Source organism: Paenibacillus xylanilyticus, assembly GCF_009664365.1.
Classification (GTDB): domain Bacteria; phylum Bacillota; class Bacilli; order Paenibacillales; family Paenibacillaceae; genus Paenibacillus; species Paenibacillus xylanilyticus_A.
Window position 1 is genome coordinate 1,067,976 of sequence record NZ_CP044310.1, and the last position, 23,671, is coordinate 1,091,646.

General features: G+C 49.1%; 17 protein-coding genes. 11 read left to right on the forward strand and 6 right to left on the reverse strand.

Annotation, left to right across the window (positions count from 1 at the left end; translation table 11 throughout):
* Positions 1-44: 44 nt before the first annotated feature.
* From F4V51_RS04775 to F4V51_RS04785, 3 genes are read right to left on the reverse strand one after another with little or no spacing between them, the layout of a single operon-like run.
* Positions 45-1,208: a Ger(x)C family spore germination protein gene (locus F4V51_RS04775; protein ID WP_153977078.1), complete on the reverse strand. Its 1,164-nt coding sequence runs from the start codon at positions 1,206-1,208 to the stop codon at positions 45-47.
* A complete protein-coding gene (locus F4V51_RS04780) occupies positions 1,205-2,707 on the reverse strand; it encodes a spore germination protein (protein WP_227779598.1) in 1,503 nt (500 codons plus the stop codon). Before F4V51_RS04780 ends, F4V51_RS04775 begins: the two co-directional genes overlap by 4 nt.
* Positions 2,673-3,800: an endospore germination permease gene (locus F4V51_RS04785; RefSeq protein ID WP_153977079.1), complete on the reverse strand. Its 1,128-nt coding sequence runs from the start codon at positions 3,798-3,800 to the stop codon at positions 2,673-2,675. Before F4V51_RS04785 ends, F4V51_RS04780 begins: the two co-directional genes overlap by 35 nt.
* A gap of 277 nt (positions 3,801-4,077) precedes the next feature.
* Between F4V51_RS04785 and F4V51_RS04790 the strand changes: the two genes are divergently transcribed.
* From F4V51_RS04790 to F4V51_RS04830, 9 genes are all read left to right on the forward strand, one after another.
* On the forward strand, positions 4,078-6,093 hold the full coding sequence (locus F4V51_RS04790; protein ID WP_167301684.1) for a family 10 glycosylhydrolase: 2,016 nt from the start codon (positions 4,078-4,080) through the stop codon (positions 6,091-6,093).
* Between the two features lie 4 nt (positions 6,094-6,097).
* Positions 6,098-7,051: an ABC transporter permease gene (locus tag F4V51_RS04795; RefSeq protein WP_153977080.1), complete on the forward strand. Its 954-nt coding sequence runs from the start codon at positions 6,098-6,100 to the stop codon at positions 7,049-7,051.
* Positions 7,052-7,090: 39 nt separating this feature from the next.
* Entirely contained in the window at positions 7,091-7,972 is an 882-nt protein-coding gene (locus tag F4V51_RS04800) for a carbohydrate ABC transporter permease (protein WP_095288713.1), read from the forward strand.
* 77 nt (positions 7,973-8,049) lie between these two features.
* Positions 8,050-9,582 (forward strand): extracellular solute-binding protein, encoded by a 1,533-nt coding sequence (locus tag F4V51_RS04805; RefSeq protein ID WP_153977081.1) that lies wholly within the window; start codon positions 8,050-8,052, stop codon positions 9,580-9,582.
* A gap of 18 nt (positions 9,583-9,600) precedes the next feature.
* The gene (locus F4V51_RS04810) at positions 9,601-11,682 is read left to right on the forward strand and encodes an alpha-amylase family protein (RefSeq protein ID WP_153977082.1); all 2,082 of its coding nucleotides are present in this window, start codon (positions 9,601-9,603) and stop codon (positions 11,680-11,682) included.
* A gap of 57 nt (positions 11,683-11,739) precedes the next feature.
* Positions 11,740-14,073: a helix-turn-helix domain-containing protein gene (locus F4V51_RS04815; RefSeq protein WP_153977083.1), complete on the forward strand. Its 2,334-nt coding sequence runs from the start codon at positions 11,740-11,742 to the stop codon at positions 14,071-14,073.
* A gap of 108 nt (positions 14,074-14,181) precedes the next feature.
* On the forward strand, positions 14,182-15,075 hold the full coding sequence (locus F4V51_RS04820) for an NAD(P)-dependent oxidoreductase (protein ID WP_153977084.1): 894 nt from the start codon (positions 14,182-14,184) through the stop codon (positions 15,073-15,075).
* A 290-nt stretch (positions 15,076-15,365) separates the two neighbouring features.
* The gene (locus F4V51_RS04825; protein WP_095288718.1) at positions 15,366-16,109 is read left to right on the forward strand and encodes a nuclease-related domain-containing protein; all 744 of its coding nucleotides are present in this window, start codon (positions 15,366-15,368) and stop codon (positions 16,107-16,109) included.
* A 275-nt stretch (positions 16,110-16,384) separates the two neighbouring features.
* Entirely contained in the window at positions 16,385-17,227 is an 843-nt protein-coding gene (locus tag F4V51_RS04830; protein WP_153977085.1) for a hypothetical protein, read from the forward strand.
* 103 nt (positions 17,228-17,330) lie between these two features.
* Here F4V51_RS04830 and F4V51_RS04835 read toward each other — a convergent pair whose 3' ends face one another.
* The 3 genes from F4V51_RS04835 to F4V51_RS04845 all read right to left on the reverse strand — a co-directional run bounded on the left by F4V51_RS04835 (position 17,331) and on the right by F4V51_RS04845 (position 20,327).
* Positions 17,331-17,999: a DUF2642 domain-containing protein gene (locus F4V51_RS04835; protein WP_236146694.1), complete on the reverse strand. Its 669-nt coding sequence runs from the start codon at positions 17,997-17,999 to the stop codon at positions 17,331-17,333.
* A 13-nt stretch (positions 18,000-18,012) separates the two neighbouring features.
* Positions 18,013-19,380 carry an arsenic transporter gene (locus tag F4V51_RS04840; protein WP_153977086.1) on the reverse strand — a complete coding sequence of 456 codons (1,368 nt, stop codon included), beginning with the start codon at positions 19,378-19,380 and terminating at the stop codon, positions 18,013-18,015.
* 188 nt (positions 19,381-19,568) lie between these two features.
* Complete coding sequence (locus tag F4V51_RS04845; RefSeq protein ID WP_153977087.1) at positions 19,569-20,327, reverse strand: hypothetical protein; 759 nt, start codon at positions 20,325-20,327, stop codon at positions 19,569-19,571.
* Positions 20,328-20,664: 337 nt separating this feature from the next.
* On the opposite strand from F4V51_RS04845, the gene F4V51_RS04850 reads away from it, so the two are divergent.
* Together F4V51_RS04850 and F4V51_RS04855 are read left to right on the forward strand one after the other, a co-directional pair.
* Complete coding sequence (locus F4V51_RS04850) at positions 20,665-21,717, forward strand: CotH kinase family protein (RefSeq protein WP_153977088.1); 1,053 nt, start codon at positions 20,665-20,667, stop codon at positions 21,715-21,717.
* A gap of 188 nt (positions 21,718-21,905) precedes the next feature.
* Positions 21,906-23,666, forward strand: a complete 1,761-nt coding sequence (locus F4V51_RS04855) for a cache domain-containing sensor histidine kinase (RefSeq protein WP_153977089.1) — start codon at positions 21,906-21,908, stop codon at positions 23,664-23,666.
* Positions 23,667-23,671: the final 5 nt, after the last annotated feature.

The window sequence follows — 23,671 nt, forward strand, 5'->3', positions numbered from 1 at the left end:
TTGTCCGGTTTGACCAGTCAAGGGGGCTTACTGTTTCACCTTTGCTATACTCTCCTCTGGAATTTTCCCGTATAGGGAATGGTGATCTTGATGTTCAGGTTCTGAATGGAGTCTTCGGTCAGAATCATCTTCGAGCCATTATTGGATAGCTTACGCCACAGGCCTGGATTTTTGCGGTACAGCTTCTCCTGAAGGCCATACACATCGACTCCGCGCCGCAGCCCCTCACGGTACGTTTGCAAGATCTGATCCTTTAGTGTCTTCTCACTATATTTGACCATTTCATCATAGGAAATGGGGGTGAGATATTCGTACAAGGCGGTTAGGTATTTGGCATCGATATTGAAGTGAACCTCATTCCCCTTAACAACAGGCTTGATCTTAAGATTGGGCAGACCCACACTGAGGACCCCATAGATGGTTCCCTCATTTTCAATCATCAGTGGTGCGCGCCGCATATCCTTGAGCAGCCAGTGGTATCCCGGAAGCTTACTGCGAGGCAAATATTCGAAATTATCTCCGGTTCGTTCGAAAAAAGCACCCTCAATGACAAACAGTTCGTGTTTCTTTTTGTTTTGAGACCAATGCTCCTTGTTCAGGGCAATACTTGGCAGATACGTTGTCGTGGACGTATTGTTATGCGTGGCAATCAGCTTGAAACTAAGCACTGGAGGAAAGAGCGACTCCTCCAAAAATGTGGGGAGCGGGTTATGAAGAATACTGTCCAGCGGCGACATATTGTAGATGGATGTCGCACTCAGAATATCCTCCAGTGGCTCACGAGTACCATACACCCAAGTGGTATATCGCGATTCCGGAAAGCGTCCGAGCATATCGAACACATCCTTGATGTGATTGCTTGTCAGAACGCTTTCGTCCATGACGATAGCGGTCACATGGCCCCAGGCGATATGAAGCTGAGCGCTCCGGAACAGTTCATTTACAGCCAGATTCAATGTTTTCCCAGCCGCATGTCCCACCCATACGGGAGGGGTATCCGCTGTTTTGGCAGAGCTTTCGCTTTTGGCTACACTGGCAAAGTCCATCGTTTGAACATACATGTGATACAAACCGTCCTTGTATTCAATGCCGATCGCTTTGGCATAATCGACCTGCTGAATCTCATAGGCACTCCAGCATCCGCTGGTCACGAGACACAGAGCAAGGCTAAGCAGCCCGAGCGACCACCTTCGCATCTGCCGTTTCATCGATCGTTACCTTCTTTGCGTGGCTTTTGTGTTTCAAGATAGACCGGTCTGCGCTTCATCCATCCCTTCGGCAGCTTGAACAGGGATGCCATGGCCTGCTTGAAATTAAGTGGTGTCAGCGGGGTCAGGTAAGGAATGCCGAACGACTTCAGATCGGTCAGATAGATCAGGAACAGGATGATGGACAGGATGAAGCCGTATATACCCAGGGATGCGCTAAGGACAAAACAAAAGAAACGGAGAATCAGCACGGAACTGGTCATCACCTGATTCACGATTGTAGCGCCTGCGACCACTGTGACGGCAATGACGACAATCATGAGCGGGGAGACCATGCCTGCACGGATGGCTGAATCCCCGATAATCAAACCACCAACGACGGTCAGCGTTTGACCAATAGCGCTGGGAAGACGTACTCCTGCTTCCCGGAACAGCTCCATCAGAAGCATAATGAGAAACATCTCCACACCCGATTCCATCGGCAGACCCATCCGTCCAACCGAGATCGTGGCTACGAGTGGAAAAGGCAGCTGATCCATATGAAAGGAAGTCAGGGCGATATAAAATCCGGGCAGGAATATGGTCACCAAAAGACCGATAAAGCGGAGCATGCGGCCCATGTTTACCGGGAGGAAAGGGAAGTTTGCATCCTCCGGGGATTTGAGAAGCAGAAACAGATTCACCGGACCAATGATAACACTGGGATTGCCATCTACGATAATAATGAAGCGACCATTGAGCAGGCATTCTGCTGCAAAATCGGGTCTGCCCGTGTAATGAGTTACCGGAAACAATGTGAGCTTCGATGGCGATAACAATTCCTCCAGCTCGTTGGCTGCCATAATGCGTTCCGTATCAATCTTGCGCAGCCGATCCTTGACATCGTCAATTAAGTCGGGGTTGGCAATATCTTTGATGTACATCAGAGCGACTTTGGTCACCGTACGTGAACCGATTAGTTCGATATTGCAGGCTAATTCGGCTGTACGCAGACGTGTACGAATCAACGTGATATTCACTGACATTCGTTCGATGAAGCCATCCCTTGGACCGCGGATAGATACTTCCGTTGTGGATTCTTCCGGTGTGCGGGTAGGAATATTGGATATATCCATGCTCCACATGGTCTGCAGGGAAGGGATGCAGACCAGCATATGTCCCTCAAACACCCGGAGGGATATCAGCTCTGTCCCCAGTTCGGCCTGCAAATCCATACGTGTCCATTGCAAGGTGATGGATCTCTCGATATCGGATGTACGCAGAAAGTGAGTATGCTCGTAAGCACGAGTCAATTCAGGCAGAATAATATCGTATATCGATTTGCTATCGACCATGCCGCTGCAATACACAAGGATGATCTGTACGGGAGACTCCCCGATCATATGGCTGCTAATGATGACATCGTCAGACCCGGTAAAAAACGTCGTCAGGTTATGCTCATTGATTCGAAAAGATTCAACCGGATTAGTGGCCTTCTTGGGTTCGGTTTTGATCGGCATGGGCAGGAGCCTCCTTATCTTTTTTGTGTATGAACGCTGCAAGGGTTAACAGGATGGTAACAATGGATACATAGATGAGCATCGTCGGAAATTGAATGTGCTTCACATAAAAATCAACATAATCAATCCGCCACCAATGTACAGCTACCAAGCACATAATGAATGTGACGGACAATACGGCAATGTATCGTTTCTTGGGCCTGCGTATATCCAGCAGATCTACAATGAGGTAGATTGAAATCGCTACTCTGGCAAAAGAACCGCTCAGCCATTGATATATGGATAGGAAGTCCACGTGCTGAAGCAGCTTCCCGATATTCACCAGCTTCCATTGCTCATAAGGACTGCTCCGCTGCTTGGCGGCCTCCTCCGGGCCAAATTCTACAATGGCTCCCAGGGTAGGGCCGATGGCCATACTAAGCATAAATAGACCAAGGAGCAGAACGTGCCACCAACGAATTTTGCCTTTAACATCATGCTGAAACAGCATTAAGATCCAGATCTCCATCAGTCCTGCAAGCGAATAGATCATGCCATTCATAACGGGTCCGGCACCATATTCCATGATCGGAAATAACTGGCCGTAGTCCTTGTATTTCATGTTGGCTGACATGACAAAATAGCCGAGTAGGACCACGAAAGGCAGCAGAATGCTCGAAGTCATGGCAATGGAACGAATCCCTTTGGCAGCCGCCCAGGCAGCAACCAGCGCTCCGCCTCCGGCGAGCACGTATGGCGGTGTGAATTGCAGATACGTGGATACCGTCCAGTTCGTTGTCTCATATAAGGTATGTGTGCCAAGTGCGAGCAGTAAAAGAGAGGCCGAAATACGAAAGATCCAGGAAAAAACTGCACCAAACTCCCGCGTAATCCAGTCGGTCAGACGCTGTCCCCTTACCCTTCGGATAATAATGAACATCATACATAGAAAAAGCATGAAAAAAGGCGCAGCAGCTACTACAGATAGCCAGCCGTCTCTACCGGCCTGATCGAGAATGGCCGGAATGGATAGAACATGGCATACCAGTCCGGCACTGAGCAAGATGATGGAAAAGGACAGCCATATCGTGATTTCCCCCTTTTCACGGCTCATGGAAATTCTCCTTTCCGTACGAGGAAGTTTCCGTTAGCTTGTACAGCATATGGTGATTCGATTCCTCTAATCTGCTTTTTGAAGCAAAACGTTCCATTGCTTAACGGTCGGACAATTTTTGTCTCCTTTTCCGAAGCATTTGCCATAATACAGCACATCTTCTCCAATAGAACGGACATAAATTTCCTGTTCTATATCTGCAAAATATGTCCCTACTGTGCCTGCCGCTCAAGGTATACCGTTAAGGTACATCGCAGACAAGAGGAGGATGATGCGAATGAAATGGTGGTCTTCAAACCGGCTTCGCCTGATTCAAAATAATCTCCGCGAGATTGATGCGGATATGAATGTGGACCTGTTGATCCAGGAGCTGCAGGAGTTCCAAGCCAATGTGCTGATGATGAATGCGGGAGGAATCTTCGCCTTTTACCCTTCTGCACTGGAGCATCAATATGTCACACCTTATCTTCAAACTGATTTATTGCAAGAAGCTGTATCGAAGACCCATGAGCAAGGAATGAAGTTTATTGCCCGCTTCGATTTCAGCAAGGCGCACGAATCGCTTTTTGAGGCACATCCGGAATGGTTTTATCGTGACCGTAACGGACAGGAAGTGAACTATTACGGCATTGTGCATACGTGTCTGAATGGGGCGTATCAGCAGGAAAAGTCGATCGAGACGATTATGGAGGTGCTTGAGAGGTATCCGGTGGACGGCATTTTCTTCAATATGTTCGGATACCAGCATTGGGATTACAGTGGCAACCATTACGGACCTTGTTATTGTGACAACTGCAGACGTCGTTTCCAGGAGATCTGCGGGGCTGAACTGCTGGATTACACGGGGCCGGAGCATGAACTGCATCGAACGTATCTTCATTTTCAGGAGGTTACATCCAGGGCGATCCTGGAGAACATTGCAGACCGGGTAAAATCCCGTTGGCCGGATGTGGCGATAAGCACCTATCACCCGCACCGGGTTGACATCATTCGCAAGGAATCGAATACATCGCTAACCCGAAGCCTGCCTTTATGGCAGTATTCCGCTTCAGAGAATGTGGCCTCCGTCGTGAGCAGTTGGGACGATAAAATGGTCAGCAATTGCAGTATCAATGCCATAGATCTGACCTATCGATTCACGGGAGTGTCTCCCTATGAGACGGAAGTAAGGTTATATCAGAACATCGCCAGCGGCTCCGGACTTGATTTCTGTATTATAGGGGCTTTCGAGGGATATCCGGATCGGAAGAACTTTGAAACAGCCCGGGACATTTTCCGGTATCATGCAGCACATGAACATATCTATGGAAATCTTGCTTCCATGGCTGAAGTCATTTTGATTAAACCCAAGGCACCAGAGGCAGGGACTGAATATTTGGGTCTGTTCAAAATGTTAAAAGAAGCCCATGTCCTGTTCGATGTCATTGTCGAAGACCAGATTACCGCCATGGCACATAAGCTGGCCGCTGTGAAAGCAGTCATCCTTCCTGGTTTGCAAAGGCCACACATTGATACCAAGAGAACGTTGAGCAATTTGCTCAGCCAAGGCGCAGCGCTGCTTGCTACGGGAAATGCCTTAAGAGAGGATGCAGAAGCATTATCAGACTGGTTCGGAGCCGTGCATACAGGGAATACCAACTTGCTTCCCTCTGCCTATCTTCACGTGGGAGATGAAGAGCGTTTTCCCAGTCTGAAGGACCGGGAGTGGATCACGGTTAGCGGTAATTTTGATCACGTAGAATTTGACCCATCGAATACCGAATGCTGTATGCCGTATATTGAACCTGCATCATTCGGTCCTCCTGAACGGGCGTATGGACACCGGGTAGGGGACAGTTACGGGCTGGGAATCTCCAATCCACCAACCGGCGGTACAGCAGCCTATTACTCGTGGAATCCGGGTGTTCTGTATTACAGGCACGGTTTCGAAGATCACAAGCATGCCGTGGTGGATATTCTGGCCCGGTTGATCGGGGAGAACGTGTTAAAGAATGATCTGCCTGCCAGCACGGAGCTATTTCTGAATCGGACGGAACAAGGAGATGTACTTCTCCAGCTCCTGAACTTGTCCGGTTTCAACGGAACGACATATCTGGAAGCGATTCCGCTATATAACCGCACGATAGAGTTCCGCGATATAGGAGTACCTGTTCGGGCGTACTCCTTACATTCGATGGAGACCCTTCCCATTCAAGCCGAGGGGAACAAAGTCAGACTAACCATTCCCGAGCTAAAGCGGTATAAAGCCATTGTAATCGAGATGGAACATGTCCCGAAGAAAGAGGTGCATTAACCGAATGAAATCCCAGATACCTACGGTGAACCGTGCCACGGGCAAGCTGCAATCGGGCAGCCTTCTGTCACGAATGTACAAACACCGGATGATCTATTTGCTTATTTTGCCGGGACTGCTGTATTTCCTGCTGTTCAAGATTGTACCTCTCTGGGGACTGCTGCTGGCTTTTCAGGATTACAATCCGTTCCTCGGTTTTACGGGAAGTGAATGGGTGGGACTCAAGCATTTTAATGAGCTGTTTGCCAGCTCCAACTTCTACATCATGCTGCGTAACACGCTCGCCATTAATCTGATCGCACTGGTATTCCATTTCCCGCTGCCGATTCTGCTGGCACTCATGTTGAACGAAATTCGGCATGAGACGTTTAAACGCATCAACCAGTCGATTGTGTACCTACCACACTTTCTGTCCTGGGTCGTCGTTGCCAGCATGACGTTTTTTCTGCTCTCCACGGACGTCGGCATTGTGAACAAGCTGATTGCACAGAGCGGCAAGGATACGATCTCGTTTCTATCGGAACCGAATTATTTCTGGGGGCTGCTTACCGCTCAGAGCATGTGGAAGGAAGCCGGCTGGGGAACGATCATTTTCCTCGCGGCGATGGCGGGAGTGGACCCTCAGCGGTATGAAGCTGCCGTTGTTGACGGAGCCGGACGGTTCCGGCAAATCTGGCATATTACGCTGCCTGCCATCCGGCCGACCATTATCATTTTGCTGATCCTGCGCCTCGGCAGCATGGCGGATACAGGATTTGAACAAATTTTGCTGATGATGAATCCGCTCGTTCGTTCGGTTGGAGAGGTATTTGATACGTATTCCTATACGTACGGGATATTGCAAGGCAAGATCAGCATTGGGGTTACCGTGGGGCTGTTCAAGGGACTGGTTGGATTGTTCCTAATTGTGGCTGCCAACAAAATTGTCAGAAGACTTGGACATGAAGGCATCTATTAGTCCCATAGGTGGGTGGACTGTCAGAAAGGAGGATAGGTTATGAGCTTTGTTGTGCAGAAAAAAGGGCTCACGCTCTTCGACTGGATCAATTACAGTCTGGTTGCATTGATCTCGCTGGCATGTATATTTCCGTTCTTATATGTCTTCAGCGTTTCGTTTACCGATCCGAAGGTGTATGTGCCGCTCAAGTTTTATCTGTTCCCGGAGAAGTGGTCGCTGGAATCCTACCGGTATATTTTATCAACCAACAGTTTTATCAATGCGTTTAAAAGCACGTTGTTTATTACGGTTGTAGGCACCATACTGAATATTATCGTATCCTTCACCATGGCCTATGGGTTAACGAAACGCTCTCTGCCCGGGCATAAGTGGATTATGGGATTGGTCATTTTCACCTTGGTCTTTAGTGCCGGGATTATCCCAAATTACTTGCTCGTGAAGGAGCTGGGACTGTTAAACTCCTATTGGTCCATGATTTTGCCTGGACTAACGAATGCCTGGAGCCTGATTGTGATCAAAAGCTTCCTGGAATCGCTGCCTTCGGAGCTGGAGGACGCGGCACAGATTGATGGATGCAGCGATCTCACCGCATTTTTCCGAATTATTGTACCGTTATCCATGCCAGCGATCGCCACGTTTACATTATTTTTTGCGGTAGGACACTGGAATGCGTATTTCAATGCATTGATCTATTTATCCGATTCAAGCAAATGGACGCTGCAGCTGCTCATCAAAACACTCGTTATCGATTCAAACTCCGTCGCCGTAGCTCAGGCTGGGGCAAGTGATGAAAGCGTTGTGCCGCAGGAGACCATTCGCATGGCGTCAATCGTACTCGCGATGGTGCCGATCCTGATCGTGTATCCATTTTTGCAAAAGCATTTTGCCAAAGGGGTCATGATTGGCTCCGTCAAAGGTTGAACGCTGCTGAAGTTAAATTATGCTTTATGTATAAATGCAAACGCTTACCAATCTGACGATAAGGGAGATGAAGGCGAATGAACAAGGGGAACAAACGATGGGCGACATGGCTCTGCATGTTTCTGGCAGTAACCATGCTGGCGGCGTGTACGGGGAACAGTGGTTCAGGTGAAACGGCTGGCAGTACAAATAGCGGGGAATCCGGTGGAGACCAGCCGCTGGACATCAAGATGTTTGCCGGATTGTACAATGAAATTCCCGATATGAACAACGAATACTGGACCGAATGGGAGAAGCGGACCAACGCCAAACTCGATATTGAATGGGTGCCTTCAGGCGATCTGGATACGAAGCTGGATTTGCTGCTCGCCTCCGGTGATCTGCCAGAAGTGGTGGCCTACCAGAATCAGATTCGCCCCACGCTGATTACTGCGATCAAGAACGGCGCGTTCTGGGACCTGACTCCATTCCTTGGAGATCTCAGCGAATATCCGAATTTGAAGGAGAATCTGGCGCCGGATGCGCTCAAATACCTGTCGGTGGAAGGGAGTATTTACGCCGTCCCACGCTCCCGTTCCCGGGTTGATGGCGGACTGAAAATTCGGGAGGATTGGCTGAAGCAGCTGAACCTGCCGATTCCCAAGACGTTTGAGGAATATAGAGAAGCACTGAAGAAAATCGTGGACAGTGATATGGATGGCAATGGCAAGAAGGACACGGTTGGCCTATTATTCGTCAACAACCCACCTGCCATGTTCCAAGCCGGATTCGGGGCATATAACCCAACCTATGATAACGATGGCGGGCTGATGAGCCCTGGATTAACACCGCAATATGTGGAGATGGTCGAGTGGTTCCGGGAACTATACGCCGATGGGCTGCTCTCCAAGGAATATGCTGTCATGAAGGAGAGTCAGGCCGAGGAACTATTTAAGACCAACCGGGCGGCTTCTTACGGACGTCCAATCTGGTGGGATCATGAATGGGAGCAGGCCATGAAAAAATCAGGGCAGCCTGACGCCAAAATTCTGAACTTGTCTCTGACAGGTCCTCATGGAGACGCAGCGGTCGGTCTGGAGACTGGTGTCGCGGGTGGATTCTACATTTCCAAGAAGGTGCCTGAAGAGAAGGTGAAGCAGCTCCTGAAGTATTTTGATCTGACTGCTTCCCAGGAAATGACGGACTTTGCCTACTATGGAATCGAGGGTACGCACTATACGGAGCAGGATGGTCAGAAAGTGCTGACGGAGCAAGGCGTCAAGGAAGTGAACACAACGAGCAAAGGGGCAGGTGTGCTCGCCTATGCCAAGTGGGGCAAAGTGATTAGTGCTTCCGGAGACAAAGCCTATAATGACGCCAAAATCAAGGAAGTCGAGAATTTCGATGAAATTGGAAAGATCGACTTCTACCGGGTGATTACCTCGGAGGCCTGGAGAGAGACATGGCCCAAATATGCAGACGAGTACAGCTCCATGTTGACCCGAACAATTGTTGGACAGATCAGTGTTGAAGAATTCAGAGCCTATGTAGACAAGTTGAACAGTCAGCCGGACATCAAGCAGGCTTATCAGGAAATGGCCAAGGCTTATGAGCAGTTTAATCAACAATAACGAGGTAAAGGAGAAGCGATGAAAACTCCCATACTTAGCGATAAGGAACAACGTCCCTGGTGGCAGCAGCCGCTGCGCATCATTCAACCTAACATGCAGGTGAAGGACACCGAGAGGATTGATCCCGAACGGCTTGCGGAACAAATGCTCGAGATGGGTGCCAATGCCATGGTGTTTAATGTGGGTGGAATCTATGCCTGGTACCGATCGAATGTCGCATTTCATGTTCAAAATGAATACTTGCCCCGCGGCAGCGATCTACTGCGGGATATGATCCAGAGCTGTCATCAGCGCGGGATTCGCTTCATTGCCCGCTTTGATTTTAGCAAGGCAGAGGACTCCGTTTATTTGCAGAAGCCCCAGTGGTTTGTCCGCAAGGAAGGGGGTCAGCCGGATATTATCGGCGCCACCCGGCCGGGGGCCTGGCCTCTGTTGATGTCGACCTGCATTAACGGAGGCTACCGTAACGAAGAACTGGCGGTTCCTGTAATCCGGGAAGCACTGGAACGTTATGAGATTGACGGTGTCTTCTTCAACGCACCCGGATATGTATATTGCCAATGCTCGCATTGTCATAAGAAATACAAGGGACTGTATGGGACAGAGCTGCCGAGTACTTCAGCAGAGCTGGCGTCTGATTTTGCAGCCCGCTGCTTCGATGATAATCTGGGCCGGATGTATCAGGAGATCAAGGCTGTTCGGCCTGAGGTACCGATGATTCTGTACTACAATCTGCATCGGGATAATCTGGAGCAACGGGTGTCCATTACCGACATGCTCTGTACTGAACCGCAGGATGTGTTGTCGCTGGGGCACACCCGTATCCCGGAGTTCTGGCAGCCTGCGCTCAGTATCAAGGTGGGGCGCTCCGTTCCGGGTCGTCCTGATCCCTTCGGCATTGTACATTCTTGCCCTGGCATGGACTGGCGGCATACCGGGCTTCCGCCTGCCGAATACCGCTTCTGGCTCTCGCAGATTCCAGCCAATGGCGGTCAGCTCTGGCATTCATTAACCGGAATCCCGGATACGATTACGGATAAGCGGATTTTGCGAACCGTAACAGAGGTCAACAGGGATGCAGCGAAGCTTGCAACCCATATGGACGGCGCACAACCCGTGAACCAGGTGGCACTCATGTGGAGTGCCAATCGTTCAGCGGAAGGCTTGGCGGAGACGCTCATCCATAAGCACATTCCCTTTGATGTGATTCTGCCTGAACAGGTGGGCACTGTGAACCTGAACCACTATCCGGTCGTTATTTTGCCTGAAGGATTCGCACATTCATCCCATGTTATAGATTTGCTCCGCGATTATGTGAGTCAGGGAGGTGGCCTTATCGCAGAGGGAGAGCTGCCGAAGATGGAAGAACCGACGGATACGATGCTGATGGACCTGTTTGGTATTTCCGGGGAAATGCAGGAGAGCGAGTATTTGGCTGCATCCTATCTACGGTTTGAACAGATATCTAGCACAGACAATGAAGGAAATCCACTGCAGCGGAAGCTGGAGGAAACGGAACTTATACCGCATCGAGGTAAGGTGATGTACTGTAAGCCCAAGGATGCAGATGTTCAGGTATTGGCAACGTTAGTTCCTCCGTTCTCTCCGTTGGAAAGTGTAGGGGCGCCTCCGGAACGGGCCTCACTGGCTGTTAAACAAACCGATCTTCCGCTGGCACTGTTGCGAAGCTATGGCACAGGGCAGACCTTATATTTCCCATTTTCGCTTAGCGGTCTTATACAGGAATTCAAATTGGAGGAGCATTTTCGGTTGTTTGCCAATGCTGTTCATGTGCAGCTGAATAATAGAGCTCTGGTATCGATCACGGAAGCACCCGGTTTACAGCTGACTGTTTTCCGCAAGGATAACGACCTGCTGATTCATCTGGTGAACGGGGCAGGACGCAGACCGCTATCATCCATGCTCCCTATCCATGATATTGAGATTACAGTTCTAACAGGGGAGGATCATTCTGCAGGAGACGCTGAAGCGTTAATCGCAGGAACGAAGCTTAAGACAGAACGGTCTGGAAATAAACTGAAAATTAGCGTCCCCAAGCTGGACGTTTGGGAGTGTATCTGGGTACCTCTCTTGATATAATGAACCCGAACAGAGACATGCGAAAATGAGCCTAAGGCAGCATACGGGGGTGATTCCATGAGACAGGTAATGCACACCATCCAATCAGCGCTTGACCGCTGGTTCGCAACGAATGGTTATCTGAAAAGACTGATCTGGTTGGGCTGCATGTCGGTGGTCATCCCGGTGGTGCTTGCCGGAAGCGCGTACTATCATTTCTCGATGATCAAACTGACCGAACAATTTCAGGATAACAATATGGCCTCATTGAACTTGCTCAAAGACAGGGTGGAGAATATTCTGACCAATATTGAGCATGAATCGATGCAGCTCGCCAGTGGCCCGTTGATGCGAAATGCATTAGGCAGTGCTCATTATGAGAGCGATTACTTTCTCCACTTGGATCTGCTCGATCTGTTTCAGCTCCACAAAAACACCAATAATCTAATTGAAGAAATGATCTATTATGATGCCAAAACAGATATGGTTCTGTCCCATTATTACGGATTGGTTTCGCTGGCAGACTACAAGGAAAAGCAGGACATGGGGGCTGCTCTGGAAGGCCAGGCAGCTGCAGGTTGGAGGTATCTTCCCGAGTCCGGAGAAGCGGGCTATATCTCCTATGTGAGGCAAGTGCCTGTCATGGGACAGGGAGAACCGCGCGGCGTGGTCATACTCCAAGTGAAGGAACAGGAGCTGCGGAGTTTGCTGCGCAGCTATTCCGTCAGTCTGGAAGATCAATCCCTCGCCATTCTTAATGCGGACCAGCAAATTATTTTGCACACGGACGGCCCTGGAGAGATTGGCAAACGGGCATCAGAGGACGAGGTGCTGCAGCAGATCGCATATGCAGAAGGCAGAGAACGCTCGGGCCATGAGGTACTGAAGGGGGAGCAGGGGAATGAGCTTGTGGCATATGCCTCAGCCTCCATGGGGAGGACCTATATATCCCAGCTCCCTGAGCAGGAGATGATTGCCCAGTTGAATTGGATCAAGGTGCTCATCTTGATCTCGGTGTCCATCTTTGTGTTGGTCGGTATGCTGCTCACCTGGTTCAGCTCACGGCTAGCCTATAACCCTATTCAGCAGCTGCTGCGGTATGGGGAGCACTTGCGCAGGAACGGGCAGGAAACAGCTCCCCAGGGGAATGAAATTGAATATATCCGGTCTTCGCTCAGCTATCTCAATGAACAGACCGAAACCCTGAATCGGTATATAGAGGGCATACAGCCAGACCTCCGCGATCGTTTTTTGCAGAGATTACTGCAATCCAGCGGTTCATGGACCAGCAGCAGGTTGGAAGAAGAATGTGCCAGACACGAGTTCCGGACAGAGGGACAATTTTTGGTGCTGGTCGTCAAAGTGGAAAATCTGGTCAAGAAGAAACGATTTTTACCCAGTGAAGGCCCCGTCATTGTATTTGCCCTGAGAAACGTCATGGATGAACTGCTCAGCCAAAACTCGGATCTGACGGGGTATGTTGTAGACAAAAATGATAGTGATTCGGTGGCAATTCTGCATTTCGATTCAGAGATTTCTGCTCGTGAAGCGAGGCAGAGGGTATGCAGCTATGCAGAGGAGATTCATCACGCACTGGATCAATACCTGTCTTTCTCGGCAACGGTGGGCGTAGGGCGTCCGGGTCAACTGCATGGGATCGCAGAGTCCTTTCGTGAAGCGCAGCTTGCCCTGCAGTATCGGCTATTTGATGATGCCGAGAACGTTCTGTTCTATGAAGATATTCTGACCACCCAGCGTAATCCGGTCTTCATGTATCCCCGGGAGATCGAAGAGGAGATTCTTGAATCCCTATGGAACGGAACGCTTACGAATGCGGAGGATGCGCTGCATCGGTTTTCCAAGAAAGTGCGTGCTTCCGAATCCTATACGGTCATGATTCAGGGATATCATATGCTGCTGTCGGCCATTATTCAATTCATGGAGACGAAGGGACCCGGCATGCTTGAACGACTGGGCAGCAATCTGTTCGATCAGCTGCAGGAGAATCAGACATCGAAGGAGATGCACGACTGGTTTATCGGTGTGCTGTTTCCATTATGCATTGAGGCCAGTCAGGATCTTCGCACCAATTCATCCCGCCTGATTGTTCAGCGGGTCTGCGAGCATCTGAGCAGCCATCCCGAAGGAATGCAGTCACTATCGGATTGTGCAGAACTCGTGAATGTCAGTCCTTCCTATCTAAGCAGGCTCTTCAAGAAGGAAATGGGGGTGTCCTTTATCGAATACATGATGAATCTGAAGGTGCAAAAAGCGAAGCAATTGTTGAAGGATACCGATTGCACCATTACGGAAATTGCCGAACAGGTGGGATATTCGGAACGTAACCTGAACAGGGCCTTTCAGCGGTTTGTTCAGATGTCGCCCAATCAATATCGAATGTCGGTCCGCTAGATTTCATGTAAATGATAGACGGCGGCGTGCGAAAGCTATAACATACAGATATAGCAATCCAAGACAAGCACCTCACCAAACCATAGAGATACAAGGAGGAAACCTACGATGACAAATACGACGAAGGCACCTGGAGAGACGAAAGTTGGCTTTATCGGTACAGGCGTTATGGGGAAAAGCATGGCAGGTCACATCCAGAAAGCGGGCTATCCGCTGCATGTGTATACCCGCACAGCTGCCAAAGCGGAGGCGTTGGTGAATGAAGGGGCCGTTTGGCACGATACACCAGGCAAGCTTGCGGCTGAGTGTGATGTCATCATCACCATGGTAGGATATCCGAAGGATGTAGAGGAGATTTATCTTGGCGAGGACGGTCTTGTGGCCAATGCCAAACCAGGTTCATTCCTGATTGATATGACGACATCCAGTCCCATGCTGGCTGCTCGCATCTTCGAGGCGGCAGAAGCCAAGGGGCTGCATGCCTTGGATGCACCCGTATCGGGTGGAGATATTGGCGCACGCGATGGCAAGCTGTCCATCATGGTTGGTGGCACCGAGGAAGCATTCGAAGCGGTACGACCGCTGTTCGAATGTATGGGCACCAACATTGTATTGCAGGGCAAGGCCGGTTCCGGTCAGCATACCAAAATGTGCAACCAGATTGCCATTGCATCCGGCATGATGGGCGTATGCGAAGCACTCGCCTATGCCAAGAGTTCGGGGCTTGACGCGGAGAACGTGCTGAAGAGCATTGCTACCGGGGCAGCCGGAAGCTGGTCGCTGAGCAATCTCGGTCCGCGCATGATCGCAGGCGATTTCGAGCCTGGATTCTATGTGAAACATTTTATTAAAGACATGGGAATTGCCCTCGAATCGGCCAAAGCCATGGGCATGAAGACGCCAGGACTGGCACTGGCTGAATCCCTGTATCAGGAAATATCCAGAAACGGTCTGGATGAGAAGGGCACGCAGGTGCTCTATACGTACTATCTTCAATCATAAATTTTGTGGTAAGGGCAGCGTGTTCTTTTTCTTAAATGGAAAGGGATGCGCTGTTTTTTTAGAATTTTCAATGGATCGCATGTGTCTAAAGTCACAATATTGGTTAAATATTTTCGTGTACTTTGGTTTGTGCAAGGAAATTAGGCCTGATGACCTTTATTTTTGCTCGTCTTCATCCGACATAAGTAATAGAAGTTTACATAATTGAAGTATAAAGATGTTGTTATGTTGTCCAATTGTCGTAACCGATCACCTGTAACTCACACTAAATTTTAGAACGGAGCTTGCCCATGTTCAAAAAAATCCTGTCTCTGTTCAAGACACAGCCAGAGCTTGCGAGTTCAATTACGGCTTCGGCCCCCGCGATGCCGGATACGGGCCCCGCACCTGCCCGAATGACGCGGAGCAGACGCAAACCCAAATCCAAATCCAAACATGAAGCCGCCTGGATCAGCGAGCCGGAAGAACCGACTACAGCAGAACGACTGTACAGTCTCCCGGGACAATATAAGGTTTTGAGTGATCTGCTCGTGGCCAATCCCAAGTCCCGTTCAGGCTATTCTCAGATTGATCATGTTGTTATTGGTCCGCGGGGGATCTTCGTGATCGAGACCCGTAACCTGACAACAGGCGAGATTCGGGGTGGGCGCAGAGAAGCCAACTGGACGGTCAGTACCAGTCGCATTAAGATGTATAATCCGCTGATGCAGCATCGGGGTCATGTGGAGGCGGTTCATGCACACCTCGGAGATTATAAGCGGATCCGCATGATATCCATGGTGACCTTCACCAATCGCTGCCGGATCAGTGTCGATCCTGCGGTACGGTATGTGAATTCCGATGAACTGGTGATATATGATCATGAATTGGTTGAGACCATTCTGCGCAAAACGGAAAGGCTCGAAGCAGAAGTGCCTGAAACGTTGTTTAAGGAGCAGGATATTCAGGCTATCTATTCCCTGCTGTCGTCAGCCAATTGCACAGAGCCTCAGACTCGGGCCGAACATATCGAGAAGGCTAAGGGGATTAAATAGCGTATAGATAGGGTTTCTTGCAGACACTGTTGTCCTTCGGGACGGCAGTGTTTTTTTGTACTTTTGTCGGGGGCTTCCAGTCATGACAGCTTAAGGACACAGGTACATCGTCGTATACACCCAGAATTTAACTTATGTTAGAATGTAGACCAATACTTACCTGTGAATACGGCATGTTATCCGAAGATAGATCATAGGGAGAATAGGAATTCAATCATACATGCCATGGTTAATGTAGATTAGATGCATACATAAGATAAGGGGAAGATTATACCATGAGATGGATACAACCGATTCGGATGTTTACCTTGATATTCAGCTTGGCTGCGGTTTTATCCGCATGCGGTGGCGGGGCCAAGGAAGCTGCCAGCCCAGAGCCTGCCCAAGAGGCAGCTGAAGCGACCGCAACAGAGCCGTCCGGTGCCGATAAGGCAATAGAGGGTAGTGAGAGCAATGCGGCGGAACCAGCCTCGAATGCTACGGAGACGTTGAAAGAACTGCAGGATCAATACGCTGACAAGCTGGGCTATATCCGCATTCCGCTGGACGACCATCCGGTTCGCCGGGTTAGTGAGGAAGGGTCCAAGAATATTAACGTTGCCAATTACAGCGATACTGTTGTGGATATGAATGCGGAGGTTCCGATTCATGCCAATACACAGCGTTTAATCGATGACGCCTTTCCTTTCTTTACAACTGTGCAGGCTCCTGACGTGACCTATATCACTTGGGATGAAGCTACGAACCTGGAACGGGCCATGGTTAAGACGCTGTTTATTTCCCGTGAGGGTCTGCTGATTACGGAAGATGCGATGAATAACAAGGATTACAGCAGCCAATCGTTTCAGGATTCCATGGATTTCTTCAGAGTTACCGCAAAATTCGAATCCATGGCTCCGGTTGCACAGCATCCATATGACATTACATTAAGCGAACTCTACGACAAGGCCCGCAAGTCATGGGGGGAGCTGGCAGCAATGGACCCCGAGCAGAATGAGACAGCGTTTGCGGAGAAGTACCAAACGGCGAGAACCGATGCCAATAATGCGATGGGGCTGCTTAACATATTGCTGTCTACAAATGAGGAAGAGCGCATGGAGCAGACATACGGAAAGTAGAAGCGCGGCTTGTCCTATTCATGGATGGGCCCCAACAACTTACCAACATAAATGAAAGGTCCATCCGATAAGCGGATGGACCTTTTTCGGTCATTTCCTATATTCAAGGCAGATGAATGGTTTGAATATGATCGGTATGCATAATCAAGGACTGACCTTCTGCCTCTACCAGTTCAATCAGCTTATTGTCTGCGGCCTTCAGCAATCCAGCCCGATATGGCTTGTCACCAAGATTCAGGATGACAAGTTCACCAACCATTTTCTGAAGCTGTTGGTCCATTGTCCGGGAAAGAGGCATGGACGCAGGCTGAATGGGGAAATGCTGCTGGCTTAGGGAATAAGGCGTGCTGTTGGTTGGAGAAGGAATGATATATTTCAGATGATTGATGGAGACGTAGACCGAATGATGCAGCGGAGAGAAGAAGATGAAGTAATCGTTCATAATGTTCGTAATATAACCGTGCAGTGTACGCCCGCCTATCGAAATTTCACTGAATCTGCCACGGGCATTCATTAATATTTTGCGGTACGATATATTGTTGTGATCCATCTCGGGATCAGGCGCTGGCACGCTAGAGGTGGAACCGGCATCGCCCCCTTTAATTATGTGCATGGATTGAAGGTGATGAAGAGGTACATAGGTGAATCGTTGATCTCCGTAAACAACAATCAGGTCCTGACCCATATCAATGATCTCACCCTGAATTGGAAGTTTACAGCCAGATAGTGTCAATTCGATGGATTTTCCAAGCCACATTGTTGGGAATTTCACAGTATACCTCCTCTCAATATAGAATAGACGTCCAAATATATAGGGAAAATAGGCTGACAATTAGACTAATTGGTATCACTATGAAGGTTACTTTCATATACTGTTTCCAAGAGACTCGAACATGGTGGGTCTTCAAAATAAACATCCAGATCAACGTTGCTAGAGTACCTATCGGTGTCAGCAAGGCTCCAATATCACTCCCCAGAATGTTGGCAAGGTAAGCCAGATGCAGCTGGGTATCACCTAATTGAAGATCGGTTACTGCAAAGGTGCCAATCATGACGGAAGGCAGGTTATTGAGCAGATTGGATAATAGAGTGAGCATTAGACCCGATACGGCAATGAGACTGGCGTCACCACCTTCTACCATGGGCTTCATCCACTGAACGATGACCGCTGTCATTCCAGCCCGGTGAAGACTATCCACGATAATATAAATGCTGAAGGCGAAGAGCAGAATGTGCCAGGGTGTTTGTGTAACTACATCCTTAAGTCCAGTCCGGGTACGATACCAACGCACAGCGAGCATCAGAACAACACCAGTGATGGCAACAATCTCCATAGGGATTCCCCACTGCTCAGCGAGAAAGTATCCTGCACGAATGAATACAACAATCCCGATACAGACACGGAACAACCACCAGTCTACGTTTTTATCGCTATAATTTGGTTGCGCCTCCTGATCCCCTGTTTGCAGCGGATGATACGCGGAACCGGATGAGGATTGCATGGACATTGGGTAGTGATGAATAACCTTGGGAATACTTTTGCGAAAATAATAGAACAGCAGTATGGTCATTACCATGATCCCCAGCATCGATGGCACAAACATCATCTGGGTGTAGGTGTTTAGGTTCAATCCGACCATTTGCAAGGCAATGAGATTGGCGAGATTACTAAGTCCGATTGGGGCACTGGAAGCTGTAGCGATGAGTGCACCTGAGATCAGGTAAGGTAATTGCTGATGCACTTTGAGGCGTAGGATGGAACAGATTCGGAGGATGATCGGAGTTGTAATCAGTATACTGCCGTCGTTATTGAAGAAGATGGTCATGAGAAAACAGAGTAATAGAATCAGCCAGAATAATCGGAAGCCGGAGCCTCGTGCCTTTTCGATCATATTGATGGCGATCCAGCGAAAAAAACCGATGCTCTCAAGAATGATGGACATAACAATAGTCGAGAGGATGGTTACGGCAGCGCCGGATACAATCCCGAAGATGCCAACGATATGAGCGAAGCTGCTTACACCCGTTATCACAAGAAGAAGGGCGCCAAGCGAAGTAGGAATGGACTCATTTAATCCGCCAGGTCGCCACATCAGGAAAATGACAGTAATAATAAACACCCCGAAGGTTAACCACAACTGGTAATCAGGCATTTACTGTGATTCACCTCCCAGGGGGAGAAGTCCTGGTGGAGATTGAATCGAATGTTCGTGGGTTGGAGTGGGCCTTCTTCCAGGTAGAATGATCCAGTACAAAGGTACACCGATTAAGACAACAGCAACGAAGATCAACATGATGTTTCCCCCCTTTAAACTGGTTGATAACCTAAGCTGTCACGTGATTAGCAGGATCTGTTTTTGCCGCCAGACTTGTTTCCTTTGGATTTATTCCCGCCAGATTTGTTCCCTTTGGATTGGTTTCCTTGGTTGCCGCGCGAACGGTTGCCTTGAGCTCCTTGTGAACGGTTACCGCGTGATTGATTGCCTTGAGCGCCTTGTTGGGCACCTTGGGAGCGATTGCCCCGGTTCCCTTGAGCGGCCTGATTACCCTGGGATTGGTTGCCTTGAGCAGCCTGATTCCCTTGAGAACGATTGCCTTGAGCAGCTTGGTTTCCTTGGCTCGTGTTATTACCATTGTTGTTGCTGTTGTTAGAGTTATTGCTATTATTGTTGTTGTTGTTACTACCGCGTACAATGGATACCGATTTCACATGCTGCAGGGGAATACGAACGATCTCCTGATTTTTCAAAGCCAAAATTAATTGGTTCTGATTGGCATCGGCCAGGATGCCTTCGACTTTTTCGGGACCTCCCCGGTTGATCTGAACACGACGGAAGCGGAGTGCCTGCATAACCCCGAGAAACGTATTGGATGGAATTGGGTTGCCCATGGCTACAGCTCTGTTTCCACCGGAACGGCCTGTCTCTGTAATGCTTTTAACATGGTTTTCATTGACATAGACGATACCTTCCTTGCAGCTCACCGCCATATAGTCCCACCGTACGTCCATCAGCGTGCCCGTTACGGAATCTGGGCCACCCCGGTTAATCTTGATCTCTCTTCCGAGCAAACCTCTCATACCTTGACCATTCATAGACATAGTGTTGCGCCCCTTCCATGATATAAGTTCAGATGGACATTAATGGCGGATGTTTTGTTGATCCCCTGCATTCGTCATTCGTGTCTGTCTGTAGTTTAATCATATGAAACATGCCTTTAAGAGGGACTAGCCAGACAACCATTTCTATACTATTTTGGCTATAATCTATGAGATGATGAAGATAATCATAGATTAACGGCACGATTATTCCGCATTCCGGAAGGTGAGCTTGCAGGTGCTATGAATGGACCTGTGTATCTGCCCTTACGGCTTGCTGTGCTCCTGCATAGGATGATGTAACAGCCTACGGGCAATCTCAGGAGTCTTCGAAAGGCGGATGGAAATGGCTTTACCTGTCTACCACATCAAGGTGTCCGATAACGAGTATCAACAGTTAACATCAGATATCTGGTCAGATACGTTTGTGAGCGGAACGATGCTGATGGACGGCAAACCGCTTCCCATCCGAATTCGATACCGGGGAGGGCACACACGTGGCTATGTGAAAAAGTCCTTTGAGATTCGAACGTCCAGCAGAACATTTCATTTCAATGCCGAGTATGATGATCCCTCATTGCTGCGCAATGCACTCTCGTTCCGTTTTTTTGAATCCCTTCGGGTTCCGGCTCCGTCGACGCAGCACTGCATACTGTATCTAAACGGAGAGCTGCAGGGTGTCTATTTACGTATTGAGGGAGTTAAATCGTTCTTTTTTCGTCAGCGAAAAATGCCTGTTCGAAGCATCTTCTATGCGGTAAACGATCATGCGGGATTCGCAATGAATTCGACTGAAACAAACACGGATCTACTATCCGGATACACACTGATCCGCGGCAAGGACGAGGATCGCACGAGGCTCCGTACCTTTATCCAACAGCTGAATACGAAGTCGAGGCAGGATCTGCTTCGCTTTTTGCAGGCAAGAATGGATACGGATAACTATTTGCGATGGCTGAGTGGGGCTGTACTTACAGGCAATTTCGATGGATTCCATCAGAATTACACATGGTATGAGAAGGTCAAGACCCGGAGGTATGGGATCCTGCCCTGGGATTATGAGGGGACTTGGGGAAGAAACTGTTATGGTGCAAGAGTAGATCCGAACCTGGTACGGATTCAGGGATATAACAAACTGACTGGACGGCTGCTTGCTTTCCGCCTTTTCCGTCAGCAGTACAAGAGAATGATGAAGCTGTATCTGAAGAACGTTTTCACCGAGAAACGGATTATACCGGTAGTTTACCGATTACACGGTCAGATCCGTGAAGCTGTGGAGCAGGATCCCTACATGAAATGGCCGATGAATGTTTTTTATGGTGAACCCGAGAAGATTCGTACCTATGTGGCAGAGCGCCGGGAATATCTGCAGAAGGAGTTACACCGATTGTAGGTGCCTCGATATATGGTGAAATGATAAACTTTGACCACTGCAGGCAGGGTCAGGGTTTTTCTGTTTTTTTGAACAGGGGTGTGATATGTTTTTAAGCATAAGACGGGAACGGGATAAGGGTGAGGTGCGTGTACAGGATAGGGTGGGACAATTTTTGTAAACGCTTTAAATTCAGAACGAAACTAGTTTTGTTTTTGTCGGCTGCGACGGTATTCATCTCGGGAATGACAGGGCTGATCACATATCGTATCCATATTGCCCTATTCAACGAAGAAGTCAGTCGTCAGTATAGTCTTACAGCAGAACAGGTTCTGGCACGGCTCGATTCGCGGGTCAACGACATGTACAAGGTCACGGATTACATCACACTCAATCCTTCCGTGAAAAATGCCATTAAGGCACAGGCTGCAGGCATCTCGTCCTACGACCAGATGAAGCTTGAGGATGAACTGGATGATCAGTTGTACCAGGTAAGGCTGGATGCACCGGAGATCATGGGAATTCGCATTTATGATCTGAAGGGAAATATATTTAATCTGGGCGCCTTTGCCGGCTCGTTTCAACAGATGAATCCTTCCTACTTGGCCGAGATGGTTCATAAGCTGGAAGGGACGGGCGGTGAATATGTGTGGAATCGTCTGGGGCCGGATGCTTTTCTGCAGGAAGAGCAGTCCAATTGGATTATGGCTGGACGATTAATGCGCTCGGTTGATCTGGAAACGTACGGAGTGATGTTGATCCTGTTTAACACCTCGCTGTTTGAGACGTATCTCAAGGACCTGCGATTGAACGAGGAAGTTGCTGTTGATCTGTTTGATGCGGAAGGGCAACTGCTATATGCGTTTCATAATCCGAATATAGACCCACCACCGCTTACACAGCTAAACCTGGGGGCAACCGAGATCAGGGACGAGCAGGGATCCACTCATTTGTATACCAAACAAACCTCGGACAAGGCAGGCTTCACACTGGTGAGCAAAGTATCGCTCGCGCAGATTCAGAACAAAGGGAAACTCATCCTGCAAGTCGCCGTGTTCTCTGCCGCAGCCAGCATACTATGCTCATGGTTCATCATCACGATCATTAGCGGCAGATTGCTGCGTCCACTTGCCAGTCTGGTCAATGCGATGAAAAGAGTGCGCGATGGCCGGTTCGATACTAGGGTCCGAATTGAGACGCGGGATGAGCTGGGCTTCATCGGTGAACGGTTCAATGCGATGGCTTCACGGATTGATACGCTCATTCATCAGGTGTACGAGCGGGAACTCAGTGAAAAGGAAGCCGAGCTCAAAGCCATTCAGGCGCAGTTGAACCCTCATTTTCTATATAACACACTAAGCATGTTTTTCTGGAAATTCTATATGCTGGGCGATGAGAAATCCGCTCGTCTCGTTACGGCCCTGTCTGAAATGCTGCAGTACACATTGGAACCCGTGCAGCGATTAACGACTCTCCAGGATGAGATGACGCAAATCGATCATTATCTGCAAATTCAACAGGCCAGATATCAGGAAGCATTATCCGTAGAAATTTCAATTCCTGCGGAGCTGCTTCGCTGTCAGGTGATCCGATTGCTGCTTCAGCCTATCGTCGAGAATGTGTTTGTCCATGCCTTCTCAGACAAGAGGGATAATCGCCGTTTGCAAATTCGTGGTTTGCAGCTGCCAGGACATGAGACGGAGAAGGAAGCGGACATGCTCATTATTGAAATCGTAGATAACGGCTGCGGCATGGATGCAGCGGTCATTGAACGAATAATGAAGCCAGTTTCACATGCGGAAGAGGAACGTCAGCATATTGGTATCCGAAGTGTACTCCGAAGAATCGAACTGATTCATGGGGAGCCTTATGGTGTACAGATCGAGTCTGCTGTGGGTGAAGGGACGCTTGTACGCCTTCGTTTACCATATCAGATCGGAGCAGGACACCATGCGCGGGAAAGCGGATGATAGAG

What these genes read in the sequence shown, in the direction of transcription:
- F4V51_RS04775 (WP_153977078.1), bottom strand. Translation starts at nt 1,208, where the DNA reads ATGAAACGGCAGATGCGAAGGTGGTCGCTCGGGCTGCTTAGCCTTGCT.
- F4V51_RS04780 (WP_227779598.1), bottom strand. Translation starts at nt 2,707, where the DNA reads ATGCCGATCAAAACCGAACCCAAGAAGGCCACTAATCCGGTTGAATCT.
- F4V51_RS04785 (WP_153977079.1), bottom strand. Translation starts at nt 3,800, where the DNA reads ATGAGCCGTGAAAAGGGGGAAATCACGATATGGCTGTCCTTTTCCATC.
- F4V51_RS04790 (WP_167301684.1), top strand. Translation starts at nt 4,078, where the DNA reads ATGAAATGGTGGTCTTCAAACCGGCTTCGCCTGATTCAAAATAATCTC.
- F4V51_RS04795 (WP_153977080.1), top strand. Translation starts at nt 6,098, where the DNA reads ATGAAATCCCAGATACCTACGGTGAACCGTGCCACGGGCAAGCTGCAA.
- F4V51_RS04800 (WP_095288713.1), top strand. Translation starts at nt 7,091, where the DNA reads ATGAGCTTTGTTGTGCAGAAAAAAGGGCTCACGCTCTTCGACTGGATC.
- F4V51_RS04805 (WP_153977081.1), top strand. Translation starts at nt 8,050, where the DNA reads ATGAACAAGGGGAACAAACGATGGGCGACATGGCTCTGCATGTTTCTG.
- F4V51_RS04810 (WP_153977082.1), top strand. Translation starts at nt 9,601, where the DNA reads ATGAAAACTCCCATACTTAGCGATAAGGAACAACGTCCCTGGTGGCAG.
- F4V51_RS04815 (WP_153977083.1), top strand. Translation starts at nt 11,740, where the DNA reads ATGAGACAGGTAATGCACACCATCCAATCAGCGCTTGACCGCTGGTTC.
- F4V51_RS04820 (WP_153977084.1), top strand. Translation starts at nt 14,182, where the DNA reads ATGACAAATACGACGAAGGCACCTGGAGAGACGAAAGTTGGCTTTATC.
- F4V51_RS04825 (WP_095288718.1), top strand. Translation starts at nt 15,366, where the DNA reads ATGTTCAAAAAAATCCTGTCTCTGTTCAAGACACAGCCAGAGCTTGCG.
- F4V51_RS04830 (WP_153977085.1), top strand. Translation starts at nt 16,385, where the DNA reads ATGAGATGGATACAACCGATTCGGATGTTTACCTTGATATTCAGCTTG.
- F4V51_RS04840 (WP_153977086.1), bottom strand. Translation starts at nt 19,380, where the DNA reads ATGCCTGATTACCAGTTGTGGTTAACCTTCGGGGTGTTTATTATTACT.
- F4V51_RS04845 (WP_153977087.1), bottom strand. Translation starts at nt 20,327, where the DNA reads ATGTCTATGAATGGTCAAGGTATGAGAGGTTTGCTCGGAAGAGAGATC.
- F4V51_RS04850 (WP_153977088.1), top strand. Translation starts at nt 20,665, where the DNA reads ATGGAAATGGCTTTACCTGTCTACCACATCAAGGTGTCCGATAACGAG.